Genomic DNA, 26,050 nt, shown 5'->3' with positions numbered 1-26,050 from the left:
TATTGCACAACATGGTCTGTTTATTGCTCTGACTAACTGTCTGTCCAGAAGTGAGAGCCGCCATGAAAAAAGCCCATTTCCTGCTAATTGCCTTAGCTTTTATTAGCTTCCCTGCACTGTCTGATATTCAGCTGGCCTTTGGGGTATACACCTCTGACAAAGCAACGGCTATGGTTAAGCAGTTTCGTCCTGTGCTTAATGCTCTTGAAGCCAAAATGACAGCAAAACTCAAAGAGCCTGTGCATATTAGGATGCAAATTTCAAAAGACTACCAGCAGGGACTCAGCAATCTTGTCGAGGGCCGTGTCGACTTCTCACGGTTTGGCCCGAGTTCTTACATTTTGGCCAAGCAAAACAACCCTGGTATTAAAATCTTGGCAGTAGAGAGCAACAACGGCGGAAAGACTTTTTACGGCGTAATCTGCGTGCATAATGATAGCCATATTCACTCTGCAACTGATCTGGCAGGAAAGTCATTTGCATTTGGCGACGAGAACTCAACGATCGGCCGTTATCTGTCGCAAAGTTATCTGGCCGACCACAACATTACTGCCAGCACCCTGGATTCCTACAGCTACCTGGGACGTCACGACAAGGTCGGGGCGGCTGTTGGATCAGAGCAATACGATGCCGGGGCGCTTAAAGAAAGCACCTTCAACAAACTGGTCAATAAAGGGGCGCCGCTTCGCGCTATAGCCCGCTTTGAAAATGTTACCAAGCCATGGATTGCCAGCTCGACACTCGAACCGAAAATCGCTGTCAGCCTGAAAGAAAGCCTGCTTGAGCTAGCCGACCCCAAAGCGTTAAAAGCACTAAAGAAAAATGGCTTTCTTCCCGGTAACGACAGCGATTATGAAAGGATCCGTCTTGCCATGGCCGACAACCGTTTCTTTTCTGAGTAGGGGGACTTATGGCTGCCTATATCAAATCACAGCCTCTGTGGCTCAAGTATGCCTTCCTGATTTCGCTGATCACGCTGTTGCTAAGCTTCAGTGCCGGAGAAATTGTCCGAGGTTACGAAAGAAACTACCTCGAAGACAAGGTAGACAGGCAGTTACAAAGCTACTTCCAGACCTTATCGTCGACAACCATCGAGGATGTGCTGACCGAAGATGTCCCCCACCTGGAAACCATACTGGAGCAGGCAACCTCTCATAACCCTGATCTTACCTACGTCCTTATCTGTAATGAGGCTGGAGTGCTCTTAGCCAGTTCAGGGCAAAATCCCGGCGACAATAACCCGCTAACGGCCCAGTACCATCGTACTATCATGTTCGAAGGTGAGATCTTTGGCTCGATGACCCTTGCGCTCAGCAAAGAAAGGCTGCTGGCTGACATCAGCCACCATGTCGATCAGATTCGCTTTATCTCGGCCGCCTCGTTATTGCTGCTAGGCTTTTTCTGTTATTTCCTGACCCATTACCTGCTGCTTTCCCCATTAAATAGAATCAACAGAAGGTTATTGTCTGTAGACGAGCTTGCTCTGCCCGTCAATCAGGAGCACTTATCAGAGTTAGCGCGTCTCGACAAATCCGTTAACGTACTTCAGAAGGTACTAAAAGCACAGAAAGAGAAAGAACGCCAACTTCAGTTAGCAAAGAGACATGCCGAAGCAGCCAACAAGAGCAAAACTGAGTTTATTGCAACCATGAGCCATGAGATCCGAACCCCAATGAATGTCATTCTTGGCTCTCTGGACATTCTCAAGGATGAGTCGCTATCAATAACGGCCAAGCAGTTCACCACTACGGCACAAAATGCCGCCAAGCTATTGCTAAACCAACTCAACGACATACTTGATTATTCAAAGCTCGACGCCAACAAAGTAGCTGTCAATAATGCCGTATTTTCACCGGTAAATACGGCCGAAAATGTTATCGCACTTTTTTCTGAGCAGGCGGCAGAAAAAGGCATTGAGCTTGATTTCCATTCAGATCAGGCAAGTCAGGCTCACTTCATTGGAGATGAAGGTAAAATCACCCAGGTGCTAACCAACTTGTTGGGAAATGCCGTTAAGTTTACCGAAAACGGAGCAATTTCACTCAGCATCACCAGCAAGAAATTACAGGACAGCACAAGCCTTTCCTTCACGGTAGAAGATAGCGGAATAGGTATCGATAAAGGAAAGCTCACTACTATTTTGGATCCGTTTGTCCAAAGCGATCCATCCTTCTCGAGACGCTATGGCGGAGCCGGCATGGGGCTTGCTATCAGCAACAAGCTACTCGCTATCATGGGTGGACAGCTCGATATCAACAGCAGCTTGGGGAAAGGCTCAAGCTTCTCCTTCAGGTTAACACTCCAGCCTGCCGACCACACCAAAGACAAGAGCAACTGCACACCCATTGTTCCGACTCTTCAGCAACAGGCATTACCGATATTACTGGTTGAAGACAGCCCGTCCAATCAGTTGATTGCCAAAACTCTCTTGACCAAGTATGGGTTTCAAGTCAATACAGCCAACAACGGTCTGGAAGCCGTTCAGGCGATGAGAAACAACAAGTTTGCTCTGGTACTGATGGACTTGCAGATGCCCGAAATGAACGGGCTTGATGCCTGCAGTGAAATACGCAAGCTAACCAGTACTCAAAAGAAAGTCCCCATCGTTGCCATGACAGCCAATGTCAGTGACACGGACAAGCGGCAATGTTTGTCCGTCGGAATGGACGATTTTCTTACCAAACCAATAGATAAAAACAAAATGCTTCAGGTGATCTGCTATTGGCTGGGCCGAAATCATCAGGGCACCACCCTTTATTCGCAGGTTTCCTAGGCAAGCAATAAAAAGATAATGAATATGAATGATTCTGAAAATTCTAGCCCGAATTTTGCATCAGCTTCAATGTTGACGTTACTACGAACAGCTCCAAAAAGTACTTTTTGACACAAAAAATCGATTACATCGTTAAAAACTCGGTTAAAATGTCAAAAAAATGACGTGTTTGATCACACTATGACATTCAGGCTGTTTATAGAATCCAGACTACAATATACAAAAACATGTACATAAAGTGCTGATTTAGTACCAAGACTCGCTGTTTACCGTACTTCATAACTCAACACTGTATTTATCGATAACCACCATGAGGTTTCAGGATGTCCATTAGGTTGTCACAAGCTGTAACTGGCTTATTCATCATTATACTATGCTGTGTAGCGTCCTCATCAGCTCTCGCCTATGAGACAACGCTAACAATCACGGGCCAGAATTCATCAGGGCAACAGGTTAATGTCACTCTTACCCGCTCAGAATTGGAAAACATGCCACAAACAACTCTTACTACCCACCTTCCCTGGGTCAAAGGACAGGCTGAGTTTAAAGGAGTAAAGCTGACTACATTACTTAATGCCTATCAGCTCAAACCCACTAAGATACTGATGAGTGCGCTGAACGACTATTCCGCCTCAACAGATTGGCAACACATAACGAAGTACGAACCGATTATCGCTATCGAAAAGAACAACCAATACCTGAAAATCCGTGACTACGGCCCCTACTGGCTCGTCTTTTCTATCGACAAATATCCAGAGCTCGGCAAGCGAAAAAATCTGGCCAAAATGGTCTGGCAATTAGAAACGATTAAAGCGGAATAAATCATGGCCCGAAGCAGTTCAACACGATCTAAAAGAAAATGGGTAAAGATGATTCTATACATCATCACCCCATTATTGATTGCCAGTACGCTGGTTGCCGTCAATCACTTAAAAAATAGTTCCGAGATCGTATCTAAAAGCCAAAACGAAGCAATATGGTTCGTTCTCCAGCTAACGAAAGAATACTCGGAGTTTGTCTACCAGCTGCAAAGCTACCAATTTGGCAACAGCAATCATGACGACATGATGATCCAGTATGAAATACTCTGGAGCCGCTTCAATACCATTGTTAACAACAGCCAGATAATACACTTTGACCAATTCATAGGGGCAATAGATGAAATTAATAGCCATTTTGAACGAGTAAAAATGCTAGAGTTTCATCTGCTATCCCTGTCTTCACCGCAGGAAACCCAACCAGTACTGCAACTGTTCCGGGAAGACTACGAAAAACTGATGGTTTTCCTCAATTACAAATTCCGGCTATCAAGCGGCGATCTCGGGGATCGGATCACAGCGATCTCTGAAGTTGAAACAGTCATTCGCTACCTACTGCTGACAACCCTCCTGATGGGGGCACTGATGACTTACCTCTTACTTCGAGAGTCCAATTCACACCATGCATTAGCAATGAAAGACTCCCTGACTGGTATTCACAACCGACTCTGGCTCAACCAAAAGCTCCGTGAGCTTGAACAAACCAACACCTCCTTTCATTTTTACCTTATAGATTTGGATGGCTTTAAGCGGATCAATGACACAATGGGTCACCACGCCGGCGATGAGTTGCTGGTCGAAGTTGCCCAGCGACTGTCGAAACTACGTTGTAAGCATTATTGTGCCGCGCGTATGGGCGGTGACGAGTTCGCAGTTATTGAGCTTTGCCAGCCAACTGGCGACAACAGCTCCTGTATCACTGAGCAATTAGCGGAGATCCTCAGAAAGCCAGCCATGTTTGCCGGTTCATTTCATCCGATTTCGGCCAGTATTGGGGTTAGCCAATTTCCCAAAGAAGCCAAGTCTGTCTCTGAAGTCCTGAAGCAGGCCGACTTTGCGATGTACGAGGTCAAACAACAAGGAAAAGATGGCCTACTGCATTACCGCGCATTATCTTCGTTGCCAGATAACCAACGGGTGATAAGCTAAAGCTGCTTAGATACTCCCATGTTAATATGGGTTAAAGACATAAAAAAAGCGGTCAGATGACCGCTTTTTCATTAGGAATAGTTTGCTTTTCTATCAGCTTACATTGCTGCAGTGTAGATAGCAGAAATCTCTTCGTGAGTCGCTTGTTTAGGGTTAGTGAAACCACAAGCATCTTTCAGCGCATTGTCTGCCAAAACAGCGATATCTTCTGCTTTAGCGCCTAGCTCTGTAAGACCTGCAGGGATACCTACATCTTTAGACAGAACCTGAATTGCTTCCAGTGCCGCTTCTGCACCCTGCTCAGCAGTCATGCCTTCAACCTTCACACCCATTGCTTTTGCAACATCCAGCAGACGCTCAGGGCAAACCTGTGCGTTATAGCGCTGTACGTGTGGAAGAAGAACAGCATTACAAACACCGTGTGGAAGGTCGTAGAAACCACCTAGCTGGTGTGCCATTGCGTGTACGTAACCCAGAGAAGCATTGTTGAATGCCATACCCGCCATGAACTGCGCGTAAGCCATTTGCTCACGTGCTTCCAGGTTCTGACCATCTTTTACGGCTGTACGTAGGTGCGCCTGGATAAGCTCGATCGCTTTGATAGCTACCGCATCGGTAATTGGCGTTGCCGCAATAGACACGTATGCTTCGATAGCGTGAGTCAATGCATCCATACCCGTCGCTGCAGTCAGTGACGCAGGCTTGGCAAGCATTAGCTTAGGATCGTTAACAGACATCAGTGGAGTTGTGTTCTTGTCAACAATCGCCATCTTGATGTGACGCGCTTCATCAGTGATGATGCAGAAACGAGTCATTTCAGAAGCTGTGCCCGCTGTTGTATTGATTGCAATTAACGGAAGCTGAGGCTTCGCAGACTGGTCAACACCTTCGTAGTCAGCAATCTTGCCACCGTTAGAGGCAACAAGCGCAATACCCTTGGCACAATCGTGTGGAGAACCACCACCTAGAGAGATAACGAAGTCACACTCGTTCGCTTTTAGCAGTTCAAGACCCGCTTCAACGTTACCAATTGTTGGGTTTGGTTGTGTACCGTCAAAAACAACAGACTCAACTTCACGCTCTGCTAGCAGATCCGCAACCTGCTTCACCATGCCGATTTGGCTTAGGATTTTATCAGTAACGATTAGTGCTTTTTTAAAGCCTTGTGCTTTAATCGCATCAGCCGCTTCAATCAGGCAGTCTGCACCCATTAGGTTAACTGTAGGGATAAAAAATGCACTGCTCATATCTAATTCTCCATAATTATCAAATACTAATTACTTTAACCAACTAAGCCACCAATCTCTTTGCGGATTAAAAAGCTACCTGTAATGAGTATCCCGCATACCCCATTCGGGCTAGGCATACATATCTAACACTTTCAAAATGTGCAACAATTTGATCTCGGACAATTTATGAAAAAAAGTGACTGGTCAGCGTTGTTTTTTTTGAATTCGATCACTTTTTCACTAAAAATGCCCCCACGATTGTTCACCGTAGGAAACGTTCTCTTTCGTATCGTCATAGATTCAGTCCATTAAATGAGAGGATCCGCACACAAAAAAGCGCCGAAACATGTCAGCGCTTTCTCATGGCTTTAATTAAAAGATCATCAATCGTTACTGGCGGATCCAGGCGTCTTCCCAGGCCGAGCCAAAACCTGGCTCATAGTGGATAGCCGAGTCGATGTTACACCAGCCGCCTTCCGGGAATGGACGACATTGATAGGTGCTACCATCGCGCCCCAATACCAGTGTTTCACCCGGGACATACTGGCCGATGCCTTCAGGATAGGCATAGTCATAATCTCCCCCTCCTGACGGAACCTTCACTGTGACAGACTTGGTTTCGATCAACTTATGTTCGGCATCTTGCTCGGCGGCATATACCTCAATGGTGAAATCCCCCAACTGGGAGGTGAACAGAGTCAGATCGATCTCACCGTTATCAACGATGTCACTAGCCAGTGACAGCTGATGACCCGTACTGTCCAGCAGCTTCATGTTAATAAGATATCGGCCTTCAGATTCAACAGCGGCACTGATATATGCCAGCCCTTCTTCATTCTGGGTATATTCATCCTGCAGGCCTGTCACCGTTACAGGTGCCGGTTCAATAGTATCGCCATCACGAACATCTACCGCATAGCTATAGTTCGGGTTGGTCACAAAGACTTGGTTGGCATACAAGTCTTCCGGGCTATATACGATATCGCCAGAGGCCTGTTCGATACCTATCTGCGTGATGGCACTGTGCTTTTGGTTTACCCGCTGCGCAAGTTCATAGGACCAGGCATTCACATCGCTATTTGACGCAGTGATCGGCAACTTCTCAGAGACTAGCTCCTGATTACCCTGCGCAGAGAAGATTCGGAACAACACCACGTCGCCTTCCTCGGCAACAACACCCGGTTTTACAAACGAACCGATTGGGGACCACTCTGGTTGCGGCGCATCGCCGTCAAATTTGATATCACTGCAGTTATAGAAGCCTTCACCTGCGGGATCATCTCGCTGCCAGCGCGTTACCAAGGTCGCCTCACCGTTTCGTTCAGCCGGCAAGGTAACATTCATGAAGTAGTAATTGGCACCATCGACATTAACCTTCTCAATATTGCCAAACTCCTGGATCAGCTCAAGATCATCCCAGCCCAAACGACTGTGGGCTGCGTTGTAGCCAGGCTTTGTCAGGTAGATCTGCCAGTGACTCGGGTTATGCGGCGCGGTAGCGCGGTATTTCAAGGTAAAGGTCTCACCCGCCTGCATCTCGGTCCGCTGCCAATACTGCGACGCGACGCTCATACCGCTTTTTCGCTCGTCACCACCGGAACAAATCAATCCATCCTTCACCGCGGCCTTTACCGCATCCATATTGGTGTAGTCCTTTACCAAAGTCGCAAACTCGTTGACCTGCACAACAGGATACGTCCCGGACTCCTGGAAAGAGGCCCGGCACGCCTCGTTTGGGATCTGCGAACCATCCGGCGCGCCCCAGTGGCCGCCATCTTCCTGGCAAATCACCTGACGGGCTTTGGGAAAGTCTGCCCATCCATGGGCACTTGCTTTTATAGGCACCAATGCAGCCAGCACTGAACTTGCTGCAAAAGAGAGAGTCATTATTCTTTTCATTTTATTAGCTTCCTAATGAGTGTTTGGGAAGCCAGCTAGCGGGAAACAAAATAGCCACTGCTTATACCAAGCTAAATAAATAAACCACATAGAAATAGTTGTTATTCTTTAGGTCGGTAGTTTTGCGTCTGATCTTTTTAAATCAGTTGCCTTTAGCTGACAGGGATATTTATAGGCAGAATTTTGCAGTTATCAAAAATCGCAATGATATTATGGAATCATGGTCCCAATACAATAATATCAAATAAAATTAATCATGATATCAATAATCAGAACAAGATGTTTACAAGTAAATTAATTACCCGTATGAATATAAAAATAATATATTGGCATCAGAAAACACATTCCTACTTTAAATAAAACAATCACTACCCAAGGGCAATAATATATGTTTCTATACAAACAACCACCATCAATACCAACACCGTTATCTTCCAAAACTGCAACGGGTTACGCTGGATCAAAGGTGATTCTTTCAACTCCTTGAGTATTTTTTGGTCAGGCAAGGATAAATCCTGAATGAATTCAGAGATGACTTGATAGCGTATATCAGGAGAAGGGTGACACACTTTCTTTAATACCAGGTTTAGCCATGCCGGTAAATCGGATCTGTATTTAGTAGCCGGGATATATTGATAGTAATGAGGCTTTATTCCATCAAATACCTGAGAATGTCGAGAGCGGTATGGCAGTTTTCCGGTCAGCATTTCATAAACAATCACCCCAACAGAAAATAAATCCGAGTAGGCTGTTGCTTTTTCGCCAGCCAAATACTCGGGAGCGATATAGTCTGTTGCTCCAACAGGCACGTCCTCAGTGATGACAGTAGAAACTTCATCGAACCCTTCCGCCTGTGCCGTACCAAAATCAATTAACACTGCCCTGCCATTCTCGGTCAGGATAATATTCTCAGGCTTTAAATCGCGGTGGACGATACCCATTCGCTGAAAAAAACGAATTGGCTTTACTATTTCAGATGCCACCTGACGTACTTTCTCCAGGCTCGGTGCCGGATTATCAATCATCCACTGCCTGAGGGTTTTGCCTTCCACATAATCACAAACGTGGTACAAAAAAGGCGATGCATCGGCATAGGGATGGATTTTCATTACCGACGGATGATCTATTTGCCTTCCAACCCAGCCTTCCCGGATAAACCCCTGCAGATAGACAAAATCATCTACAAAGTTCGGCGACGGTGCCTTGAGTACATAACACCTTTTATCAAAATGACTTTTGGCCAGATAGACATGGCTCCGGGTACCACTGTGCAACACCCTTAAAATTTCATAGTGATCGATCCGATTCCCTTCGGCCAATACCGGAGGAATCACCCTTTGCGTCAACTGCCTGCTTGCCTCTTGCAGATCCTCTTGCGGTAACGCGTCTATTTTTACCAGCAGGCAGGTAAGGTTGTCATCACTGCCATTTTTCAGGGCATATTGTACGATCAGGTGCGCCAACTCTTCGGCTGTCAGTTCTGTTCGCGATAGCAGTGCTTCTAGCTCTTGTTTGCTCAGCCAATCATGCAGGCCGTCGGTGGTCAGTACCAGTACATCGTCTACCTCGACAGGCTCCTGCTGGTAATCCACATCGAGCCGACTATTCATCCCCAGCGCCCGGGTCAGGAAATGACTGCGCCCGCCTTGCTTTCGACTGTGATCCTGTGTGAGCTGAACGAGTTTCCCGGCCCGATAATGGTAAATTCGACTGTCACCAACGTGGATCAAATGCGCGGTATTGGATTTGACAATCACACTACTGAAGGTGCTTACCAGCCCATTGTGTCGCAAATCACTTTGCTGCCCATGGTGATATAGCCAACTGTTCAGCCCCGTCAGCACCTTTGCCGCCGCCTTCCTGACTCCCCAGCTATTCGGGGTACTGTAGTAGTCATCGATAAACTGAGTCACACTGGTATGGCTGGCCTGTTGTCCATTTTCACTGCAACTGACACCGTCCGCAATGCATGCCACCACTCCCTTATACTTGAGCACACTCTTGCGAACCGCATGTTTCGCAGCAAAGGCATCTTGGTTGGCGTCACGGCAACCTGCACTGGAAAAGCCCCCTACCGAAACTTGTAACTCCTCGGCCACTTTCTGTGAGATATCCATTGTCTCTGCCATCGTTATATCCTTGTACGACTGAGTGGCGGCCTCTCAACAAAAGCCACCACTGTATTACCCTTCATCTAGTTAGACATTCAGCATCTAGCTTTTGGCGACATCTATCATAGTGACACTGCCGTCTTCGTTGATTTCTGCAATCTGACCGGAAGGCTCTTCCATCATCAACAAGGTGACAAACCCGAGCACGGCCGTTGCCGCAATCACATAGAAGAAGGTGCTATAGTCCACCAGCGACAAAATCGTGAGATAACACACAGCGCCAACGTTACCATACGCACCAGTCATCCCTGCAATCTGGCCTGTCATACGACGTTTAATCAAAGGCACCGTTGCAAATACCGCTCCTTCACCCGACTGAACGAAGAACGAACAGGCCATAGCCGCTGCTACCGCCAGCCATACCGGCCAGCTTGCATCCACCTGTCCCATCAGGAAGTAGCCCGCTGCTAAACCTGCTGTCAAAATCAGTAATGTCGGCTTACGGCCAAATTTATCGGAAATCCAGCCGCCACCCGGGCGAGACATCAGGTTCATGAATGCATAGGCTGAGGCCACCATTCCCGCCATTACCGGAGTCAACTCAAAGGTATCGGAAAAGAACAGCGGCAACATCGAAACGACAGCCAGCTCCGAGCCAAAGGTCGCAAAATAAAGCACATTCAAGACGGCGACCTGCTTGAATTTATACTGGTGAATTTCAGGAACTGGCTCTTTGAATACCGTCTTGTTGACCTTCCACGCCTGACTCACTTCGTAGCAGTAAATCGCGACCAGCAACGCGTAGATGCCGTTCACCATCTCACTACTAAGCATAGAGACACCGCTTGGTGACAGTTTCCAGGCCAATAGGGCCAGGGCGCCATACATCGGCACCTTCATCAGCAGCAGCAGGAAAAAATCCCCTTTGGAAGTCACCTCCATTGCCCCTAAGTTCTTGGGCTTGAAATACGTGGCTCCCTTCGGGGTATCGGTCACATTGATATAAAAGATATAGGAAAAGATAAGGCTCATGGCACCCGTGATCGCCATCGCGTAACGCCATCCATCCTCACCACCGAACATCACAGCGACGGTCGGCAATGTAAAAGCAGCTGCTGCAGAACCAAAGTTCCCCCAGCCGCCGTATATTCCTTCCGCGGTGCCCAGTTCGTTATGAGGGAACCATTCTGAGACCAGTCGGATCCCCACAACAAAACCGGCACCGATAAGCCCGAGAGCAAAACGTGCTATCGCTGCCTGAACAAAGCTATCTGCAAAAGCAAACATGAAACAGGGGATGGAGCAGATTGCCAGCAGCGCTGAATAGACGATCCGGGGGCCATATTTATCGGTCAGCATGCCAATAATGACTCGTGCCGGTATCGTGAACGCGACATTCAATATCAGCAAGGTCTTAATCTCGGCGGTGGTCAGCCCGAGTGACTCCTTCACCGCCTGAAGCAAAGGCGCAAAGTTAAACCACACCATAAATGTTATAAAAAATGCGAACCAGCTGTAATGAAGGATCTTCATTTTGCCAGTCATGGAGAATATGTTGAACTTACCTGTATCTGTCATTATTCAATTCCTTTATTGACTCTCTGGTAAGTTAATTGCAGTTATCATGCCAGATACATTAAACCTTTAAAATCAATAAAATAAATAACAATACTTAATAAAATCTCACTTTAGACACATTATCTTCCTGTTAATGGTGCATGCCTGCACCATCTCGCGACAAATAGCCCATTTTAATGTGGTTATTGTTTTCTCCTTCCCCCCTGCAGCCCAACAAAAATAATATCAGCAACTTATAAAAGTAAAAATGGAGCCATCAGGCTCCATTTCCATTTTTTTTACGTAAAACACCCATTAAATGCGTAGCTGAATATCACCTTGGGCAACTCGGACCGGATACGTCTTCAGGCTGTACTCCGGATCTTCAAGGCACTCGCCAGTCGTTAAGCTAAAATGCTGCTTGTATAGCGGTGATGCCACTACCGCCTCACCTTCTACAGAGCCGATGATCCCTCTCGACATCACATTCGCCTCGCCGATAGGGTCATAATTTGACAGGGCATAGACAGACTGGCTCCGGCCACAATAGAAAATGGCCACCTGCTCGTCATCCACCAGGGCACATACGCCGGTGTTTTTCACCAGATCACTGTATTTACAGATAGTTTGCCACTTTTCTTTCAGTACCGGCTTTTGAGTTACCGGCTCTTTAATTACCTGTTCCATCATTCCCTGCTCCTATTCGGTTACATCGACAATTTCAATCTGCTCAAACTTGTTCTTTGGCCGGCGCTGCCCTCTCTCGGTGACATAGCTGAGCTTGTTATCTGTTGCCTCACTATTGACGAAATGCTGGAAGCGTTTCAGTTTCTCCGGAGAATCCAGGGTTGTCTTCCACTCACACTGGTACTGGCTGAGATTATGCGCCATTTCGCGTTCCAGTTCACCGACGATACCTAGCTTGTCTTCAATCACGACCTGTTGCAGGTATTCCAAGCCTCCCTCGAGATTTTCGAGCCATACCGAGGTGCGCTGAAGCCGATCTGCGGTTCGGATATAAAACATCAAAATTCGATCGATATAGGTCACCAGCGTGTTGTCATCCAAATCTGCTGCAAACAAATCGGCATGGCGCGGACGCATCCCCCCATTACCGCACACATAGAGGTTCCAACCATTTTCTGTTGCAATCACCCCGATATCTTTTGACTGCGCTTCTGCGCACTCGCGAGTACAACCCGATACCGCAAACTTCAATTTGTGGGGCGATCGCAACCCCTTGTAACGGTCCTCTAAATCTATCGCAAAGCCAACGCTGTCCTTCACACCATAGCGACACCAGGTACTCCCGACACACGATTTGACCGTTCGCAGCGATTTACCGTAGGCATGGCCGGTTTCAAAACCGGCATCAATAAGCTTTTGCCAGATTAGCGGTAATTCATGTAATTGCGCCCCAAACAAATCCACTCGCTGACCGCCGGTGATCTTGGTGTACAGGTCGAACTCTTTGGCAACCTCACCGAGCACGATAAGTTTATCTGGGGTAATCTCCCCGCCGGCGACCCGAGGCACCACCGAATAGGTGCCGTCTTTTTGCATGTTGCCTAGGAAAATATCATTGGTGTCCTGCAGGCCGATATGCTGCTCATCCAGCACATAGTCGTTCCAGAAAGAGGCCAGAATAGAGCCTACTGTGGGTTTGCATATATCGCAGCCCAACCCCTGCCCATATTCGTCCAGCAACTGATCAAAGGTTTTGATCTGCTTGACGCGGACAATATCGGCCAGCTCCTGGCGCGAGTAGGCAAAGTGTTCACAAAGATGGTTATTGATCTCGAAACCGAGGGTTGCCAGCTCGGCATCAAGTACCTGCTTGGCCAGGGCCGAACAACCGCCACACCCTGTCGATGCCTTAGTACTCCCTTTCAGGCTGGCCATATCAGTACATCCGGCAGCCACAGCCTGTTTGATATCGGCCTTGGTGACATCAAAGCAGGAGCAAATCTGAGCACTGTCTGGCAACGCCTCCACGCCCATAGCAGTACTCTCTTCATCGCCTATCGCAGGCAATAGCAGTACGGCAGGATTTTCCGGCAACGGCATGTCATTGAGCTTCATCTGCAGCAGACTACTGTATGCCTCGACATCTCCCACCAGCACAGCACCAAGAATTTTCTGGCCATCCTGAGAGACAATCAGTCGCTTGTAGACCTGCTCAATCTCATCATTAAAGGTATACGACTGCGCGCCCGGCGTATTACCGTGGGCATCGCCAATACTGGCTACATCAACGCCCAGCAATTTCAGCTTGGTGCTCATATCGGCACCGGTAAACGCATTCTGAGCTTCACTCCCCGGTTTCTCACACAATTGCGAGGCGACAACCTTCGCCATCTGGTAGCCCGGTGCCACCAGACCAAAAATCTGCCCCTGCCACAGTGCACACTCACCGATGGCATAGATATCTGTCACGCTGGTCTGACAGCTGTCATCAATAACGATGCCACCTCGCTCACCGAGCGCCAGTCCACTCTGTCGTGCCAGTTCGTCCTGTGGCCGGATCCCAGCCGAAAACACAATCATGTCCGTTTCGAGAAAACTACCATCGGCAAAATTCATTCGGTAACGGCAGGTTTCACCGGCAACGATTTCCGTAGTGGCTTTTTCGGTGTGTACCTCAACCCCCAGCTCAGAGATTTTTCGCTCAAGCAGCTTACCACCACCGGCATCGAGCTGTACTGCCATCAGTCTCGGTGCGAACTCGACCACATGGGTTTTCAGCCCCATACACTGCAGTGCATTGGCAGCCTCCAGTCCCAGCAACCCGCCCCCGACAACTACGCCTACCTCACTCTGGCGGCCAGATGTTTCAATTGCCTCCAGATCCTCGATGGTCCGGTAAACATGACAGTGCGGTTGCTCATTACCGGGGATCGGGGGAACGAACGGGTAGGAGCCCGTAGCCAATACCAGCTTGTCATAGTTCTCCACCCTGCCATTAGCCGTTATCACCTGACGGTGCTCGCTATCAATAGCCGTCACCTTTTCATTAAGAACATAATTGACCCCGCACTCCTGGTAGTAATTTTCATCGGTCAGTGCCAACTCTTGCGCCGTTGTCCCGGAAAAGTATTTGCTGAGCTGAACCCGATCATAGGCAAGTCTTGGTTCCTCGGAAAAAGTAATCACCTCAAACTGTTCGTTTTTATCTCGCTGCACCAAATCATCGATAAACTTGTGGCCAACCATTCCGTTGCCAACCACCACAACACGCTGCTTACTCATATAACTTCCTCACTGTTTCTAATTCTGTATACCGACAATATTTTTTACGCGGACAATCTGCTCGCCTGCTGGCTGGCCATTTCGGCAAACCATTGCAACTGTTCAGCCAGGGCCACCACCTTGCCGACGACAATCAATGCGGGTGACTTCACTTGCTCCCGGGTAACCAAGTCGGCTAGCTGATGCAGCTCGCCACGGATCACCCGCTGCTGAGGACAACAGCCATTTTCAATCAACGCGACAGGTGTATGGGCACACAATCCAGCCTGAGTCAGGCTGCTGGCAATCATCTCGGCTTTGGATAACCCCATATAAAACACCAGGGTGTGATCAAGCTGGGCTAGCGACTGCCAGCAGATTTGAAGATCTTTCTCGGCATGTGCCGTAACAAAAGTGCAGCCCTGCGAGAGTCCGCGATGAGTAAGCGGGATCCCGGCATAGCTTGTACAACCGGCCGCCGCAGTGATCCCCGGTACCAAGTCGACTTTGATTCCCTGCTCTCTAAGCTCCAGCATTTCTTCTCCGCCGCGACCGAACACAAAGGCATCACCGCCTTTCAGGCGACAGATATTCAGTCCTTGTTTAGCCTTGGTGATCAGTAGTTCATTAATGTCCTGCTGAGGCACACTGTGGTGATCTTTCGCTTTGCCGACATAAATCGTTGGGGTTGATGAAGGGAAAAGCTGACAGATTTCCTTGCTCACCAAGCGGTCATAGACAATCACATCAGACTGCTGGATCACCCGCAGTGCCTTGACTGTCAGTAAGTCAGGATCGCCAGGGCCAGCTCCAACCAGGCTTACACGACCAGATTGCTTGGGTTCATTGACGGTGACAGAAGTGAAACTGACAACCTCTGTCGTCTTATTTGCAATCGTTGGAATTAGTGACATCTCTCATCCTTACGTACCTTCCGTGTACGTCTTTATTTGCTCTGCTAGCATCAGAGCAAGGAAAGTGCCACTAGCGTTCACACCTTGCGATAATTAGATGTAATCAAATGATCTATAAGTAAAATTTTATATATCCCTTCGCTTTTTTCCCCGATAGTACATAGCCTAGTTGTCAGTGCTTCGCACATATTTAGTGCACCACACACCAGAATAATGCATCGCCTAAGCAAAATTACCGACATCAAACACCAGCCAAGCTACCACTTTAGTGGTATGAATAGAAAAATATTCCATTTGGAGGACCTGTTTTCGTCAATTCACTCTTTGTATTCTCCCCTTTTCCCTCTATAGCAACGAAGCTGGCTTGGTTATTGCTGTACCGATACATAGATGATGAAAGGATTGAGATAACGACAGCTTATTGGGATCAGGAGGGATGCTTTGGGCATAACAAATAGCAATGGATGGATAAAGAGCACCTGCGCATACTGCGGCGTAGGTTGTGGTATAGAAGCAAAACCGACACCTGACGGACAACTAGAGGTCCGTGGGGATGCTGAGCACCCTGCCAATTACGGTCGCCTCTGCTCAAAAGGGTTGGCACTGGGTGAGACTGTCACCCATCAGGGACGCTTACTGGCGCCATCAATTAACGGTAATGACTGCGACTGGGATCAGGCGCTGGACTATGTTGCCGAACAATTTAATTCAATCATCGGCGAATATGGTCCCGATGCCGTAGCTTTCTATGTCTCCGGTCAGTTGCTGACCGAAGATTACTATGTCGCCAACAAACTCATGAAGGGTTTTATCGGCAGCAGCAACATCGATACCAACTCCCGCCTCTGTATGTCATCGAGTGTGGCGGGACACAAACGGGCTTTTGGTGCTGACTGCGTCCCCGGCTGTTATCAGGATCTGGAAATGGCAGATCTGATCATTCTGACCGGATCCAACCTCGCCTGGTGCCACCCGGTACTGTTTCAGCGGATCAAAGCAGCCAAGGCCGAGCGGCCGGATCTGAACGTCGTCGTTATTGACCCCCGCGCCACCAGCAGTTGCGAAATCGCCGACCTTCATCTTGCGATCAAACCGGGTAGTGACGTAGCACTCTTCAATGGCCTGCTGGCCTATCTCGCCGAGCATGGACAACTCGACCCTGACTATATCGCTGCACATACCGAAGGATTTGAGCTCGCTTTAGCTGGTGCCCGCCAAGATGCTGAGGACAATAACAAACTATCATGCGTTACCGGATTATCACCGCAGCAGCTCACCGATTTCTACCAGCTCTTTAGCAATACTGAAAAGGTCGTCACTGTCTATTCTCAAGGGGTTAACCAGTCAACGCATGGCACAGACAAAGTCAACAGCCTGCTCAACTGCCACCTCGCCACCGGGCGGATAGGCAAACCCGGCTGCGGCCCGTTTTCTGTTACCGGACAACCCAATGCCATGGGCGGACGAGAAGTCGGCGGGCTGGCCAACACACTGGCTGCCCACATGGAGTTTGGCAACGAGACCCAGCACCAGCTGATCAGTGATTTCTGGCAAACTGATACCTTGTCAAACACACCGGGTATGAAAGCTATCGATATGTTTGATGCCATAGACAGCGGCAAAGTTAAAGCTGTCTGGGTAATGGCCACCAACCCCGCCGTTAGCCTGCCCGATAGCAACAAAATCAACCGGGCACTGGAGAAATGTCCATTAGTGGTGGTGTCGGACTGTATTGCCGATACGGATACTACCCGCCACGCCAATGTACTGCTTCCCGCACAGGGATGGAGTGAGAAATCCGGCACGGTTACCAACTCGGAGCGACGTATCTCCCGTCAGCGCAGGCTCTTGCCAACGCCCGGAGAAGGCAAACCCGACTGGTGGATCATCTGCGAGGTTGCCAGAAAGATGGGCTTTGGCCATGCCTTCAGCTATCAGCATGAGGCCGATATTTTTCAGGAATACAGCGAGATGACCGGTCTGGGAAATCATGGTTCCGCTCGGCGCCCCCTCAACCTCACCGGGCTGTCTGACTTAACGCCAGCACAATACCACCAGCTCAGTCCTCAACAGTGGCCCGTCGCAGGCAAAAGCGAACTTCATCACCACAGCCAGGAGCTGCCGCAACACCTTCCACACAAGCGACTCTTTACCGACGGCGTGTTTGCAACCCCTTCCGGTAAGGCCCGCTTTGTTGCGGTCAGGTACCAGCCGCCAGCAAGCCATACCAGCAAGGACTATCCGCTAGTCTTAAATACCGGCCGTATTCGCGACCAATGGCATACCATGACCCGAACCGGCCTATCGGCACGACTAGGGGAACATTTACCGGAGCCCTATGCTTCCATCCACCCTATTGATGCCAAGCACTATGAGCTCAATGACAGCCAGATTGCTGCTGTTAACAGTGAATATGGTACAGCCGCAGTCCGGGTCAATATCACCACCGATGTAAAACCGGGAGAATTGTTTATCCCGATCCACTGGAATGACAGCACCTCCAGTGCCGGCAAGGTCTGTAACCTAATCACTCCGGATAACGATTCGCTGTCCGGCCAGCCCGAGTTTAAGTTCACTCCGGTCTCTGTTGCACCGCAAGCTTTTCGCAGCGAGGCATTATTGCTGTTAACAACACCCCATGACATCAGCGAATTTGACTACTGGGTACGACAAAAAGTCAGCAACGGGTATTTATATCGCATTGCCAGCACTCTGCCCCCAGAGCAACTAATGCCGCAACTTGCCCGCTATTGCCAGTCTGAAAATGGCAGAGAGCTCAGCTTCAACGGTGCCGGAAACGGGCCTTACCGCTACGCCAAAATCAAGCAGCAACGCCTGTTAAGCTGCTACCTGATCGCCACAGACTTACATCAACAAGATGTCGCCTGGCTCAACCACCTATTAGATGAACCCATTGATTCATCGGTAGAACGTAGTCTGATGTCAGGACAAGCTGAAGGAAACTTGGCTGGCGGGAAAACAGTGTGTGCCTGCAAGCAAGTAGGAAAAAACACCATTTGTAAGGCGATAAAAGAACAGGGGTTATCTTCAGTCGAAGCAATCAGTGCCAGTACGCAAGCCGGGACAGGATGCGGAAGTTGCGTATCTGAAATTCAGCAGCTACTAGATGAAGAAATACTGATCCAACAGGTTAATTAGCAGGTTCATAACCCTTAAACCTCGCTGTCACACTAACATCAAGCAATTGCCGTGATACACCAACCAGGTCTATCACGGCATTATTCATGAACAACATATACGAGCACATATTTACCTTCACTGTTAATTGCGTGTTCAGCATCAGTATTATTTAATATGCCTCGACATATATTAAAGCCTTAACATTTCAAAAAAATACATTCTTCAGAGAAATCGTGCATGACAAAAGATCTGAACCTGCTTCGTTTATTAATCGTGCTCAATGAAGAGCGGCAGACAATTCTAGCTGCCAAGCGAATGAACTTAAGCCAACCAACCATTAGCGTCATGCTAAAAAAGCTTCGCGATCAGTTTAATGATCAATTATTCGTCCGAGATAAAAATCAATTAGAGCCAACCGTCAAGTGCCTGCAGTTGCTGCAACAGATACCCGCCCTGCTTGACCAGCTCGATGCACTCTATATCGACAAAGACAACTGGGATATCAGCAAAGTTTGCGGTGAAGTGAGTCTTCTCTTTTCGCCTCCTCTGATGAGCGTGCTGGCCGCCCCGATGGTCAGCCGGCTGACCGAACTCGCACCCAATGTCACCGTGCAATGCTATCACTGGGGAAGCAACGCGATAGCCGATCTTGAAGAGAAAAACGCAAGCTGGGGGATCAGCTACCTGCCAATGGAGACAAACAAGAACATTATCCAAAAAGATATCGGTTCAGATCAGATGATTCTGATCATGCGAAAAGGACACCCGTTATCATCGAATGTGCTTGAGGAAATTCTTCAGTACCCCCTCTGTATTAATATTGTCCAGGGTGATATAGAGCCATCTCGAACCGAGATGCTGATCAAAAAATATAATTTAAGCAAGCATGTGAATGTTCGGACCAGTGATATTAGCATGATGCTACATCTAATCAGTGAAAGTAATTTCATCGGTATTGTGTCGAAACATAATTGCAGGTTTCTAAATCAACATTACCGGTTTGAACATACTCCTGACTTAATAAAAGGCGACACAGCATATCGTGCTTTGTCATTATTTACTCATCAAAGAAACCGCAATGAACCGCTTACCAAATGGTTACATGAAGAAGCAATAAAAATTATGAAATCAATGCCAACCCCGGCGTATTAAATGACGTAATACACACTATTCAACACCTTTCCTCCTTGCTGCGATAGTCTAATCGCAAGGAGGAACCCACCATGCTTAAACATACACTTAGAAAAATTACATTAGCCGTTATACTCGCTTCTTGCAGCCTTACACCAATTAATTTTGCCCACGCCAACACTTCGCAAAATCAAACTGCGGTTGAAGTCCATCAGGCGCTCGCCAAAGAAACATATACCCTCGGGGTCAACGCATATCTGTGGGGATCAACTTTGGTACGAATGGAGCAGATTTCCCGTCAATATACCGATATGTCCCAGCCATTGGCTGACACCAGTTATCGAGCCCCGCTAAACCAATTCGGTCATGCCCGACGCCTTAGCTCCCCGGCAGATAAAGACATGCCAACCGCCAACCGAGATACGCTCTATTCCAGCGCTATCCTCGATCTCAGTCAGGAACCGCTGGTACTTTCTGTTCCCGATGTAACTGATCGATACTTTGTCATCAATATGTTCGATATGTGGCACAACCTGTTCAAGTACGTCGGTACCCGTGAAACCGGAAGCCTCGCCAAACAGTTCCTGATTGTCCCACCGGGATGGAAGGATAACGGAACAGCACCAAGGAACCTGACTATTGTCGAGTCGCCAACGACAAAAGCCTGGCTTTGGGGGCGAACACAGGTCTTTGGCGAGCAAGACTATACAACCGCAAACGCAATTCAGGATCAATACACCCTAACACCACTGAGCCAGTACACGGGCGAAACAACCTCTTTGGTTGAGTTTACATCTCTGCCACCCCGCCCGGGTCAGCAAGACGATCCGCTTCGTTTCTTTGTCGAGTTAGGGGAATATCTCAAGACCAATCCGCTCCCTACACGCCAACAGGCCTTAGCTGGCCAGTTTGCCAAAATCGGACTAACAACTGAGCACGGTTTTGACCGCTCGGCAATAACGCCGGCGATGGAAAAGTCACTGACTAAGGCTATCGAGGATGGCCAGAAAATCGTCAATGCCCAAGCTGCAAACCCTGGCAATCTGGAAATGAAAGATGGCTGGGTCTATGCCTTCTCTCTGGACAGTTTTGGTGATGACAACGCCATGCGCTCGCTCATTGCTCATCCCTATCTAGGCGGTCAGGGACCCAAGGAGGCTATCTACCCCATGGCAGCCACTGACGCGACTGGTATGCCATTATCGGGCACTAACAACTATGTCATGAAGTTCGACGGCGAACCACCTGTGGGGGCATTCTGGTCCGTCACCGTATACGACGCCAAATCCAAGCTACTGATCGACAACGCAATCAATCGCTACAACATCAATGATCTGACTGATATCAACAAGCATCAAGACGGTTCGTTCGAGATCCACTTCTCAAGCAAAAAGCCCAATGGCGTAAATGCCAAAAACTGGCTTCCGACACCGAACGGACCCTTCTATGTCCTTACACGGCTCTATATTCCATCAAAAGAAGTGCTGGAAATGAGCTGGACCGTTCCGGGCCTTGATCAAGTCAACTAAGCCAAGCCTTAAAGACAATAATAGCTAAGGAAAACTTATGACCTCCAAAATAACCAAATCATTATTGGCACTTGCCATTTCATCGGCAGCCTCATTCAACGTGGTGGCAGCTCCGGCCCAGCCAAATATCGTTGCAATTATGCTCGACGACGTAACCACCATGGATATCTCGGCCTATCACAGAGGTCTCGGAGCGGTCGAAACACCTAACATCGACCGCATCGCTGAACGCGGCATGATGGTTTCGGACTACTACGCGCAGGGCAGTTCTACAGCGGGCCGTTCCGCATTCATTACCGGCCAGTACCCAATCCGTACCGGTTTAACTTCTGTAGGGCAACCGGGCTCTATTCGCGGCCTGCAACAAGAAGACCCGACGTTGGCGACCATGCTAAAAGCCAAAGGCTACGACACAGTTCATGTCGGCAAGAGCCACCTTGGCGATCGCAACAGCATGTTGCCGACGGTTAACGGCTTTGATGAGTTCATAGGTTTTCTCTACCACTTAAACGTGATGGAGATGCCTGAGCAGCCGGAGTACCCGCAAGATCCTGACTTCATTGGCCTCCCACGCAACGTACTTCACGCCGTCGCCACAGATAAATATGATGATACCGAAGACCCTCGCTTTGGTGCCGTTGGCAAGCAGAAAATCAGCGACAGAGGGCCTTTGGGCTCTGAGCGAATGAAAACCATCGATACAGAATTCAATGAATTCGCTATCGACTGGATTGACAAGCAACAGCAAGCAGCGCCAGATAAACCATTCTTTATGTGGTACAACCCGGCACGAATGCACCAGCAAACCCATGTTCAGGATGCCTACCTGGGCGCCAGCCAAACGACGTTCTACTACGATGCGCTTAAAGAGGTCGATGATCAGATTGGTAAGCTATTGGACAAACTGGAAGCAACCGGCGAAATGGACAATACCATCATCCTGTTCACTGCCGATAACGGGGTAAACCTGGACCACTGGCCGGATGCCGGAGCCGCCTCTTTCCGGGGCCAGAAAGGAACCACCTATGATGGCGGGTTCCGAGTGCCTATGCTGGTCAGCTGGCCGGCACACATCCCGCAAGGCGAGTATACCGATGGCTTTATGACCTCAGAAGACTGGGTACCTACCTTGATGGCTGCTGCAGGTGAGCCCAACATCAAAGAGCAGCTGCTGCAAGGCAAGAAGCTCAATGGCACAAAGTACAAGGTCCATCTGGATGGTTATAACCAGCTAGATATGCTGACCAAGGGGGCCCCAAGTAACCGTCGTGATTTCTTCTACTACAACGAAGACAGCCTTAACGCCATACGGGTCGATGAATGGAAAGTACATATGAAGACTAAAACCGAATGGATGGCACCAGTAGAAAAATGGCCGCTGGGTATTTTGATGAATATCAAAGCAGATCCGTACGAGCGCTCCATCAGCACTCGCGGCTGGTTTCTGTGGATGAAGGAAAAGACTTGGGTAGTGCCTACGCTGCAAAAACACATTATGCAGCATCAGCAGTCACTGAAAGAGTTCCCGCCGCGACAGAGCCTGGGGGGGATCGGTATGGCCGATAAGTCGGTTGTTGCCAAATAACGTGTTGATAAGATACTAGAAAACAGGTGCAGCCCTAGTTGCACCTGTTTTTTAAAACACTCATTTATAGCCCAACCGACAACATGACAAAAATGTCATTTTCGAGTCCAGTTCTGGTCATGGTCGACTCGGTAATATAGCCCACATAGAGTAAAACAATGTGAGGAATCCCCCATGAAAACAGTCAAATCACTCCTAGTTGCGGCATCGTTAGTTGTACTCAGCCTTCCGGTTACGGCTTCTTCTTTGGTTCCTGGCAGTAAGTACAGTGTTGAGACCAACTCTCGTACCTTAGTGTCACAGGAGAGCAACAACAAAGAGGATGCCTATGCGACAGGCAAAAAGATGCTGGATGAACTAAAACACAGCCAACCGTCAGAACTGCGCAGTGTCCTTAATGTAAGTACCTTTCGACCTAAAGAGCTGGCGAGCCTGCAGCTAAAGGACAACAGCTATGTGACTGTTGAAGAAAGCATGAACACCGATGGAAATATTGAATATCGTGCACTTGTTAATGTCCAGTACCAGCACCTGCGTTACGATAATAACTAAGCCGTCAGGCATGAAACACTTTATCATGACAGGGAGCACTCTTTGCTCCCTGGGTCAGATCTAAGCTAAGAGCATTATCATAAAAAAACAATCAAGATGGTTAGGCAAAGCAATGAAGTTATTACTGATTGAAGATGAACCCAAAACCGGTGAATACCTGAGAAAAGGGTTAACGGAAGCTGGCTATGTGGTCGACCTTTCCTGTGACGGTGTTGATGGCTTGTATCAGGCAACCAGCAGTAATTATGACCTGATCATTCTTGACGTAATGCTGCCCCAACTTAATGGTTGGCAGGTACTCACGACACTTCGGGCCAGCCAAATTGAAACGCCAATCATTATGCTGACTGCAAGAGATCAGGTAGAAGATCGAGTCAAAGGCCTGGAACTGGGGGCTGATGACTACATTGTGAAGCCCTTTGCGTTTGTTGAACTGGTTGCTCGGATCAGAAACACCCTACGCAGAAAGAAAGCCGTACCGGGGCAGAAGCTGGCAATGGATGTAGCTAACCTTCACCTGGACCTGCTCAAACGACGGGCCACACGCGAAGGAGAGACGATTACCCTTACCGCCAAGGAATTTTCTCTGCTGGAACTTCTGATGCGCAGGCAAGGCGAAGTTCTCTCCCGTTCTGAGATTGCATCTATTATCTGGGATATGAATTTCGACAGCGATACCAACGTAATAGATGTGGCCATTAAGAGGCTAAGGGGAAAGGTTGACAAAGGTTATGAACCCAAACTTATTCATACCATTCGTGGAATGGGATATATGCTCGATGAACAAATCTAGGTTGGCATGATGTTTAAGTCGATTTCATCACGATTAATAATCTCGTTTTTTTCCGCTTCCATTCTCGTTCTGTTTGCCCTCAGTGCAGCCACACTCTACTCGCTCGAGCATCATTTTCTCAAACAGGACAAATACCAGATTGAGCAAAAATTCCACACTATCAATACTCTTCAGCTCCAGGGCGACTTCATCACCCGTTACGGAACGCTCTTCGAGCTTGGGGAGACAAAATTATGGGTGATCAAAGAGGGAGAGGTTATTTATCAACCCCAGCAGCTGGCATTACCCGATATTTTTATCCATCAACGCAGACCCAGCAGTTTTGAGTGGCAATCTGACCAGAACCACTACCGCGCCTTTCGTTTTGATGTAAGTGATGACCCCCAAACCAAATTAGTATTGGGTGTTAACATTGACCATCAACTGCGCTTTTTAGATGGGTTCAGCACCGTACTAATCTGGAGCACCCTGCTGGCCAGCATGATCAGTGGATTCTTGGGCTGGGTAATTGTAAGGCATGGCTTATGGCCGTTGAAGAAGCTAAAACACCACATGGAGCAAACCTCGACTGAACAGCTAAATCAACGGCTGGAACCAAGCCAGTTTCCTGCCGAACTGCAAAATCTGGTCATAGGTTTTAATGACATGCTTTCCCGTCTCGAGAGCGACTTCGACCGTCTGTCGGAATTTTCATCCGATATCGCCCATGAACTGCGTACACCAATCAGCAACATGATGACTCAGACCCAGGTGACACTGGCTCACCCCCGTACAGTAGAAGAGTATCAGGAGAATTTGATTTCAACGACAGAAGAGCTTAACCGTTTGGCGAAAAACATAACCGATATGCTTTATCTGGCAAAATCTGAACATAACCTGCTGGAGACATCAACTAACGACATTGAGCTATATGATTTGCTCGAAAGTGTTGTGGACTATTACGAACTGGCCGGGGATGAAAAAGCGCTGTCAATTGTTCTGTCCGGCCACGCAATCATACGTGGTGACAAGGAAATGCTGAAACGGGCGATCGGCAACCTGATCTCAAACGCGGTCCGTCACAGTTATGACAACGAAACAATCAAAGTACAAATTAGCACTGATGAAGCGTCTACCGCGGTTTCTGTCATCAACAAAGGCGATACAATTGATAAAAACTACCTGCCGTATTTATTTGAGCGTTTCTACCGTGTCGATAAATCCCGCACTCACCGAGCAACTGCCGGAGCCGGGCTTGGACTGGCCATTTCTCGCTCAATAGCCCGTCTCCATCACGGCGATATTTCTGTCAGCTCGGAAGATGGTATTACCTGCTTCACCCTGACACTGCCAAGTTAAGCCGCATAACAATACGAAGCTTTGAACGAATATACTCTGTTAGAAGTATATTCGTTCATTTTAGTTGGCAAGCTTATTGTTCATTAAAATGACAACAATGTCATTACTAAGACTTTTTCCTGTCATAACCAGTTCAGTATCATAGCTCAAACTCAATATAACAATGAGAGGCATTATATTAGCAGAGCTACTAATTGAATAAATCATAAATACCTTTAGGTGTATTAAAAAACAGCCAAAATTACAAAGCCAGTTGTACTGGCAAATCATAAAACCAACCACAAGACCATTTAAAACGATCAA

Annotated in this window: 18 protein-coding genes; 11 read left to right on the top strand and 7 right to left on the bottom strand. The window is 48.2% G+C overall.

Annotated features, from left to right (window positions below; all coding sequences use genetic code 11):
• Positions 1–62: 62 nt before the first annotated feature.
• From L4D19_RS09115 to L4D19_RS09100, 4 genes are all read left to right on the top strand, one after another.
• Positions 63–902 (top strand): PhnD/SsuA/transferrin family substrate-binding protein, encoded by an 840-nt coding sequence (locus L4D19_RS09115; RefSeq protein ID WP_428452203.1) that lies wholly within the window; start codon positions 63–65, stop codon positions 900–902.
• 8 nt (positions 903–910) lie between these two features.
• Complete coding sequence (locus L4D19_RS09110) at positions 911–2,773, top strand: response regulator (protein WP_428452202.1); 1,863 nt, start codon at positions 911–913, stop codon at positions 2,771–2,773.
• Positions 2,774–3,261: 488 nt separating this feature from the next.
• Complete coding sequence (locus tag L4D19_RS09105; RefSeq protein WP_428452201.1) at positions 3,262–3,594, top strand: putative pterin-binding protein; 333 nt, start codon at positions 3,262–3,264, stop codon at positions 3,592–3,594.
• A gap of 48 nt (positions 3,595–3,642) precedes the next feature.
• Positions 3,643–4,740 (top strand): GGDEF domain-containing protein, encoded by a 1,098-nt coding sequence (locus L4D19_RS09100; RefSeq protein ID WP_428452200.1) that lies wholly within the window; start codon positions 3,643–3,645, stop codon positions 4,738–4,740.
• A 98-nt stretch (positions 4,741–4,838) separates the two neighbouring features.
• On the opposite strand, the gene yiaY is transcribed toward L4D19_RS09100, so the two are convergent.
• The 7 genes from yiaY to cobA all read right to left on the bottom strand — a co-directional run bounded on the left by yiaY (position 4,839) and on the right by cobA (position 15,678).
• Positions 4,839–5,987, bottom strand: a complete 1,149-nt coding sequence (yiaY, locus tag L4D19_RS09095; RefSeq protein WP_428452199.1) for an L-threonine dehydrogenase — start codon at positions 5,985–5,987, stop codon at positions 4,839–4,841.
• Positions 5,988–6,359: 372 nt separating this feature from the next.
• Positions 6,360–7,868 (bottom strand): lytic polysaccharide monooxygenase, encoded by a 1,509-nt coding sequence (locus L4D19_RS09090; protein WP_428452198.1) that lies wholly within the window; start codon positions 7,866–7,868, stop codon positions 6,360–6,362.
• A 368-nt stretch (positions 7,869–8,236) separates the two neighbouring features.
• Positions 8,237–9,997, bottom strand: coding sequence for a bifunctional protein-serine/threonine kinase/phosphatase (locus L4D19_RS09085; protein WP_428452197.1), 1,761 nt, complete (start codon positions 9,995–9,997; stop codon positions 8,237–8,239).
• An 84-nt stretch (positions 9,998–10,081) separates the two neighbouring features.
• On the bottom strand, positions 10,082–11,557 hold the full coding sequence (locus tag L4D19_RS09080) for a NarK family nitrate/nitrite MFS transporter (protein ID WP_428452196.1): 1,476 nt from the start codon (positions 11,555–11,557) through the stop codon (positions 10,082–10,084).
• 294 nt (positions 11,558–11,851) lie between these two features.
• The gene (gene nirD, locus L4D19_RS09075; RefSeq protein ID WP_428452323.1) at positions 11,852–12,223 is read right to left on the bottom strand and encodes a nitrite reductase small subunit NirD; all 372 of its coding nucleotides are present in this window, start codon (positions 12,221–12,223) and stop codon (positions 11,852–11,854) included.
• Between the two features lie 12 nt (positions 12,224–12,235).
• Positions 12,236–14,785 carry a nitrite reductase large subunit NirB gene (nirB, locus tag L4D19_RS09070; RefSeq protein WP_428452195.1) on the bottom strand — a complete coding sequence of 850 codons (2,550 nt, stop codon included), beginning with the start codon at positions 14,783–14,785 and terminating at the stop codon, positions 12,236–12,238.
• A gap of 44 nt (positions 14,786–14,829) precedes the next feature.
• Complete coding sequence (gene cobA, locus L4D19_RS09065) at positions 14,830–15,678, bottom strand: uroporphyrinogen-III C-methyltransferase (RefSeq protein ID WP_428452194.1); 849 nt, start codon at positions 15,676–15,678, stop codon at positions 14,830–14,832.
• A 447-nt stretch (positions 15,679–16,125) separates the two neighbouring features.
• Here cobA and L4D19_RS09060 point away from each other — a divergent pair, with 447 nt between their 5' ends.
• The 7 genes from L4D19_RS09060 (at position 16,126) to L4D19_RS09030 (ending at position 25,747) form a co-directional block, all read left to right on the top strand.
• On the top strand, positions 16,126–18,837 hold the full coding sequence (locus L4D19_RS09060) for a molybdopterin-dependent oxidoreductase (protein ID WP_428452322.1): 2,712 nt from the start codon (positions 16,126–16,128) through the stop codon (positions 18,835–18,837).
• A 219-nt stretch (positions 18,838–19,056) separates the two neighbouring features.
• Entirely contained in the window at positions 19,057–19,971 is a 915-nt protein-coding gene (locus L4D19_RS09055; RefSeq protein ID WP_428452193.1) for a LysR family transcriptional regulator, read from the top strand.
• 71 nt (positions 19,972–20,042) lie between these two features.
• Positions 20,043–21,479 (top strand): DUF1254 domain-containing protein, encoded by a 1,437-nt coding sequence (locus L4D19_RS09050; protein WP_428452192.1) that lies wholly within the window; start codon positions 20,043–20,045, stop codon positions 21,477–21,479.
• A gap of 37 nt (positions 21,480–21,516) precedes the next feature.
• Positions 21,517–23,064: a sulfatase-like hydrolase/transferase gene (locus tag L4D19_RS09045; RefSeq protein ID WP_428452191.1), complete on the top strand. Its 1,548-nt coding sequence runs from the start codon at positions 21,517–21,519 to the stop codon at positions 23,062–23,064.
• 174 nt (positions 23,065–23,238) lie between these two features.
• Positions 23,239–23,616, top strand: a complete 378-nt coding sequence (locus tag L4D19_RS09040) for a DUF3316 domain-containing protein (protein ID WP_428452190.1) — start codon at positions 23,239–23,241, stop codon at positions 23,614–23,616.
• Between the two features lie 112 nt (positions 23,617–23,728).
• Positions 23,729–24,409, top strand: a complete 681-nt coding sequence (locus tag L4D19_RS09035) for a heavy metal response regulator transcription factor (RefSeq protein WP_428452189.1) — start codon at positions 23,729–23,731, stop codon at positions 24,407–24,409.
• 9 nt (positions 24,410–24,418) lie between these two features.
• Complete coding sequence (locus L4D19_RS09030) at positions 24,419–25,747, top strand: heavy metal sensor histidine kinase (protein ID WP_428452188.1); 1,329 nt, start codon at positions 24,419–24,421, stop codon at positions 25,745–25,747.
• Positions 25,748–26,050 lie beyond the last annotated feature (303 nt).

Source organism: Photobacterium kasasachensis (genome assembly GCF_050336885.1).
Lineage (GTDB): Bacteria > Pseudomonadota > Gammaproteobacteria > Enterobacterales > Vibrionaceae > Photobacterium > Photobacterium kasasachensis.
The sequence above is the reverse complement of the archived record's forward strand: the minus strand, read 5'-3'. Positions and strand labels throughout refer to the sequence as shown.